The sequence below is a fragment of the Vibrio sp. V19_P1S1T109 genome, assembly GCF_002241375.1.
Lineage (GTDB): Bacteria > Pseudomonadota > Gammaproteobacteria > Enterobacterales > Vibrionaceae > Vibrio > Vibrio anguillarum.
Window position 1 is genome coordinate 1 of the sequence record NZ_NDIM01000124.1, and the last position, 4,314, is coordinate 4,314.

A 4,314-nucleotide genomic window follows, 5' to 3' on the forward strand; every position below is an offset into this window, starting at 1 on the left:
TCTAGCGTGAGCTAGTTAAAATCTTCACTTCATTGAAGTTCCGGTATTCGTGTTACCGAGTGAGCTTCGATGGGTTATTTTCAATCAAACTCAACACGTGTTGCTTGGTATGCAACACCACTGTAAGGATTATACATGCCTATTATTACTCTTCCTGACGGCAGTCAACGTCATTTTGAACACCCAGTATCGACAATGGAAGTTGCAGCTTCTATCGGCCCTGGTCTTGCAAAAGCAACGATCGCAGGCCGTGTCGATGGTGTGCGCGTCGATGCGTGCGATCTTATCGAAAATGATGCTAGCCTTGAAATTATAACGACAAAAGATGAAGTTGATGGTTTAGAGATCGTACGCCACTCTTGTGCGCACTTACTTGGCCATGCATTAAAGCAACTTTATCCACAAGCCAAAATGGCGATTGGTCCGACGATCGACAGCGGCTTCTACTATGATATCGATCTTGAGCAATCACTCACGCAAGATGATTTAGAGCAAATCGAAAAGCGCATGAAAGAGCTTGCCAAGACAAAATATCAAGTTGTCAAAAAGAAAGTCAGTTGGCAGGAAGCCCGTGATGCTTTTGAAGCTCGCGGTGAAACATACAAGATGGAAATCTTGGATCAGAACGTGGCTCGTGATGACAGACCAGGTCTATACCATCATGAAGAATACATTGACATGTGTCGTGGTCCTCACGTACCTAACATGAGCTTCTGCCAACACTTTACCCTGCTTAGCATTGCTGGCGCGTACTGGCGTGGTAACAGTGATAACAAGATGCTACAGCGCATCTATGGTACGGCATTCCATGACAAGAAAGCACTTCAAGCCCATTTAACGCGTTTAGAAGAAGCGGCTAAACGTGACCATCGTAAAATTGGTAAGCAACTCGATCTATTCCATATGCAGCAAGAAGCTCCAGGGATGGTATTCTGGCACCATAACGGTTGGTCTATATTCCGTGATCTTGAAGTGTTCATTCGCCAAAAACTCAGTGAGTACGACTACCAAGAAGTAAAAGGTCCATTAATGATGGACCGAGTTCTATGGGAGCGTTCTGGTCACTGGGATAAATATGCGGATGCCATGTTCACGACGTCATCTGAAAACCGTGAATATGCAATTAAACCGATGAACTGCCCAGGCCACGTTCAAATATTTAATCAAGGTTTGAAATCATACCGTGATCTGCCATTGCGTATGGCTGAGTTTGGATCTTGCCACCGCAATGAACCATCAGGTTCATTACATGGTATTATGCGTGTTCGTGGCTTTACTCAAGATGACGCCCATATTTTCTGTACCGAAGATCAAATTCAACAAGAAGTGACATCTTGTATCAAGATGGTCTACGACACCTACACGACGTTCGGTTTTGATAACATCGTTGTTAAGCTGTCTACACGCCCAGAAAAACGTGTTGGTAGTGATGAAATTTGGGATAAATCGGAAGAAGCATTAAAGCTTTCACTGCAGGCAATGGATATCCCATTTGAAATTCAAGAAGGTGAAGGCGCATTCTACGGCCCTAAAATTGAATTTACTTTGCATGATTGCTTAGATCGTGCGTGGCAATGTGGTACAGTGCAGCTGGATTTCAATTTACCTGCTCGTCTAGGCGCGACATATGTTGGCGAAAGTAACGAGCGTCTTGTTCCGGTTATGATTCACCGTGCAATTTTGGGTTCACTTGAGCGCTTTATCGGTATCCTTATCGAAGAGTATGCAGGTTTCTTCCCTACGTGGTTAGCGCCGGAACAAGCGGTAATTATGAACATTACTGATAAACAGTCAGTTTACGCTCAGGAAGTAGCACAAAAACTACAAAAATGTGGAATTAGAGCCAAAGCAGACTTGAGAAATGAGAAGATTGGCTTTAAAATCCGCGAACACACTTTAAAGCGTGTACCGTATATGCTTGTCTGTGGTGACCAAGAGATGGAAGCCGGAGAGATCGCAGTACGTACCCGCAGGGGCAAGGACTTAGGTAAATTTAAATTGGATGACTTTATTGCGTATATCCAAGCCGAAGTTTCTAGCCGTAAGCTCAATCTGGAGGAATAAACTATTAAAGGCGGAAGACGTGGCCAACAGCCGGCCAAACCAAACCAGCACCGTTTAAACGGTGAAATTCGTGGCGTTCGTGAAGTTCGTTTAACTGGCGCAGATGGTGAATCCGTTGGTGTTGTATCAATCAACGAAGCATTAGAAGCTGCTGTAGAAGCTGGTATGGATCTTGTAGAGATCAGCCCTAACGCCGAGCCACCAGTTTGTCGTGTGATGGACTATGGCAAGTTCCTCTTTGAAAAGAGCAAGACTGCTAAAGAGCAGAAGAAGAAGCAAAAACAGATCCAGATTAAGGAAATTAAATTCCGTCCTGGGACTGATATTGGAGACTATCAGGTAAAACTACGCAACCTGACCCGTTTCCTAGAAGAAGGCAACAAAGTGAAAGTTACTATTCGCTTCCGTGGCCGTGAGATGGCGCACCAAGACATCGGTGTCGATGTTCTTCATCGTTTGAAAGAGGATACTGCTGAAATTGCAGTAGTTGAGTCTTTCCCGAGTCGAATTGAAGCACGCCAGATGATCATGATGCTTGCCCCTAAAAAGAAGTAATTAACGGCTTACAAGTAATGAGACCTCGCCGTTGAAAGACGGTGGGGTGTTATTCGCCCTAATTACATGTTATTTAAACTACTACAATGCGGAGTTATTCATCATGCCTAAGATGAAAACCAACAAAGGTGCAGCTAAGCGTTTTAAGAAAACTGCTGGCGGTATTAAATTTAAGCACGCTACAAAACGTCATATCCTGACTAAGCGTACTACTAAGAACAAGCGTCAACTACGCCCTAACTCAATCCTTCCAAAATGTGAAGTGGCTGGTGTTATGCGCATGTTGCCATACGCTTAATTCTTTTTAGTTTATTTATCGTTTAGTTTAGGAGAAGCATAATGCCTCGCGTAAAACGTGGTGTACAAGCTCGTGCACGTCATAAGAAAGTTCTAAAACAAGCTAAAGGTTACTACGGAGCACGTTCACGTGTTTACCGCGTAGCTTTCCAAGCTGTAACCAAAGCTGGTCAATACGCTTACCGTGACCGTCGCACTAAAAAGCGTCAGTTCCGTCAACTATGGATTGCGCGTATTAACGCAGCATCTCGTCAAAATGGTCTATCTTACAGCCGTTTCATTAACGGTCTTAAGAAAGCATCTATTGAGATCGATCGTAAGATCCTTGCTGATATCGCGGTATTCGACAAAGCTGCATTTGCAGTGCTTGTTGAAAAAGCAAAAACTGCTCTTTAATTTAGCAGTGAAGGTTTAAAGAAAAGGAGGGCAAGTATGCTCTCCTTTTTTATTGCGCTTATTTATAAGCTTTATAAGCGCGACAGTGGGCTTAATACACCGCTGGCGCCTCTATCCAGTACGTGAGTGTAAATCTGAGTGGTTTTTACATCACTATGCCCTAATTGTTCTTGTACTGTTCTAATGTCCGCTCCCGCTTCTAGCAAGTGTGTCGCAAAGCTATGCCTTAGCGTATGGCATGAAACTGACTTTTGTATCTCAGCATCATGAGCGGTTTTCCGAACTGCTCGCTGCAATGCCGACTCATTAATATGGTGCCTTCGTTTCAACCCACTATTCTCATCTAAGGTAAGTAAATTAGATGGAAACAAGTAGTGCCAATTAAACTCATAAGGAGCTGAAGGATATTTTTCTCGCAACGCATTGGGTAACCAGACTCCTCCATAACCTTTGGTTTGCATATCTTTATCATAGTAACGCTTAGCTAATGCTTGTTGCTCAGCTAGTTGTGGATAAAGCTCCTCAGCAAGTGTGACGGTGCGGTTTTTTCCTCCTTTTCCTTGCCATACCCGAACCGCACCATAATCTAAATCAATATCCTGTATTCGGAGTCTGACACATTCCATCAGCCGCAGCCCTGATCCGTATAAGAGCATAATTTGCAATTGATATCGTGGCTCAATATGTTCTAAAAACCGCTTAATTTCAGTTCTTGTCATCACTACTGGTAATTTCTGAGCAAGTTGAGATTTCTTGAAATTCATGCTAATTGATAGCGGTTCTTTAATGATTTCACGGTACAGAAAATGGAGAGAGTTAAGCGCTAACGCTTGTGTTTTCGCGGCTACTTTCCCATTAACAGCTAAGTCAGTTAAAAACATCTCAACTTCTTTACTACCCATTCTCATTGGATGTGTTTTGTTATTGAAGTAGATGAATCGTGTTATCCAGTGCAAATATGCCTCTATAGTTTTCTTTGCATAGTGTCGCGCTTGCATATAC

At 43.2% G+C, this 4,314-nt stretch carries 5 protein-coding genes; 4 read left to right on the forward strand and 1 reads right to left on the reverse strand.

Going from position 1 to position 4,314, the window contains the following annotated elements; genetic code table 11:
- The first annotated feature begins 135 nt into the window (after positions 1–135).
- From thrS to rplT, 4 genes are all read left to right on the forward strand, one after another.
- Complete coding sequence (thrS, locus tag B9J87_RS05760) at positions 136–2,064, forward strand: threonine--tRNA ligase (protein ID WP_010319593.1); 1,929 nt, start codon at positions 136–138, stop codon at positions 2,062–2,064.
- Positions 2,065–2,067: 3 nt separating this feature from the next.
- Positions 2,068–2,619, forward strand: a complete 552-nt coding sequence (gene infC / locus B9J87_RS05765; protein ID WP_080569453.1) for a translation initiation factor IF-3 — start codon at positions 2,068–2,070, stop codon at positions 2,617–2,619.
- A gap of 103 nt (positions 2,620–2,722) precedes the next feature.
- Positions 2,723–2,917 (forward strand): 50S ribosomal protein L35, encoded by a 195-nt coding sequence (gene rpmI, locus B9J87_RS05770; RefSeq protein ID WP_010319591.1) that lies wholly within the window; start codon positions 2,723–2,725, stop codon positions 2,915–2,917.
- A gap of 41 nt (positions 2,918–2,958) precedes the next feature.
- A complete protein-coding gene (gene rplT / locus B9J87_RS05775) occupies positions 2,959–3,312 on the forward strand; it encodes a 50S ribosomal protein L20 (RefSeq protein WP_010319590.1) in 354 nt (117 codons plus the stop codon).
- Between the two features lie 71 nt (positions 3,313–3,383).
- On the opposite strand, the gene B9J87_RS05780 is transcribed toward rplT, so the two are convergent.
- On the reverse strand, positions 3,384–4,314 hold a 931-nt coding region (locus B9J87_RS05780; protein WP_141201545.1), incomplete at its 5' end, for an integron integrase.

Excerpts from the sequence above, each read along its gene's own strand:
- rpmI (WP_010319591.1), top strand. The coding sequence starts at position 2,723 with ATGCCTAAGATGAAAACCAACAAAGGTGCAGCTAAGCGTTTTAAGAAA.
- thrS (WP_010319593.1), top strand. The coding sequence starts at position 136 with ATGCCTATTATTACTCTTCCTGACGGCAGTCAACGTCATTTTGAACAC.
- rplT (WP_010319590.1), top strand. The coding sequence starts at position 2,959 with ATGCCTCGCGTAAAACGTGGTGTACAAGCTCGTGCACGTCATAAGAAA.